We start from the raw sequence: 1,191 nt of genomic DNA, 5'->3' as shown, positions 1-1,191 counted from the left end.
CCCGCCAGACCAACTTCAACGGCACCAAGCTGCTGGACGGTTCGTTCTCCGGCGCCCTGTTCCAGGTCGGTGCCGATTCGGGCCAGACCATCGGCATCAACAGCATCGTCGATGCCAGCGCCAGCGCCCTCGGCGGTGCCAAGTTCGACAAGAACACGTTCACCGTGGCAGCCCCGGCCGCCAACGGCGCTGTGAGCATCAAGGGCATGGAAATCCAGGGTGCCGACGGCAAGTCGTACAAGCTGGACGATATTGAAGTGAAGGCAGGCGTCGACGCCGCCGCGACCCAGAAGGCCACGACCGCCGCGATCGCTGCCGCCATCAACGCCAAGATGGACCAGACCGGCGTGTATGCCTCGGCCGATGCCGCCACCGCCGGCAAGCTGGACCTGACCTCGGTGCAGAACAATGTCGCTGCCGACGGCACCTTCAACGCCATCGACGTCACCATGGGCACCTGGACCGGCGCGACCGCACCGACCGCACCGACCCCGACCGCCGACGCGACCGGCCTGACCGCACAGTTCGCCAGCAACCTCAACATCTCCACCTTTACCGGCGCCCAGCAGGCCCTGTCCATCGTCGACAAGGCGCTGACCGCGGTGAACTCTTCGCGTGCCGACATGGGTGCGATCCAGAACCGCTTCACCTCCACCATCGCCAACCTCGGCACCACCTCGGAAAACCTGTCGGCCTCGCGCAGCCGCATCCGCGACACCGACTACGCCAAGGAAACCGCCGAACTGACCCGCACGCAGATCCTGCAGCAGGCGGGTACGGCGATGCTGGCCCAGGCCAACCAGTCGCCGTCCAGCGTGATGAGCCTGCTGCAGGGTTGATTACGGCGTATGGCGCGTGACGAAAACCCCGCTTCGGCGGGGTTTTTTGTGTGCGATGCCGGCAGCCGCCGGAAGCCGGGAAAAGACATGTTTTTTGGTAAATCGACTAAAGGTTGTTGACATTGTGTCGTTAATGATTTCAGCCACGGCATGACGTAGCGCTGGGCCGCCTCCGACAAGGGGGAAACACCTCGACAACCCGGCGACATCATCGCCACCAGGAGCAAGAAAATGGCACAAGTCATCAATACCAACGTGATGTCGCTGAACGCCCAGCGCAACCTGTCGACCAGCGGCTCCAGCCTGGCCACCACCATCCAGCGCCTGTCCTCGGGCCTGCGCATCAACAGCG

General features: G+C 63.9%; 2 protein-coding genes. Both read left to right on the top strand.

Annotation, left to right across the window (positions count from 1 at the left end):
• Window positions 1-839, top strand: an 839-nt coding sequence (locus ACTJI4_RS18265; RefSeq protein ID WP_440870147.1) for a flagellin, incomplete at its 5' end; no start/stop codon positions are given.
• Between the two features lie 231 nt (window positions 840-1,070).
• On the top strand, window positions 1,071-1,191 hold a 121-nt coding region (locus ACTJI4_RS18260; protein WP_440869048.1), incomplete at its 3' end, for a flagellin N-terminal helical domain-containing protein.

Source organism: Stenotrophomonas sp. 22385 (genome assembly GCF_052045085.1).
Lineage (GTDB): Bacteria > Pseudomonadota > Gammaproteobacteria > Xanthomonadales > Xanthomonadaceae > Stenotrophomonas.
The sequence above is the reverse complement of the archived record's forward strand: the minus strand, read 5'-3'. Positions and strand labels throughout refer to the sequence as shown.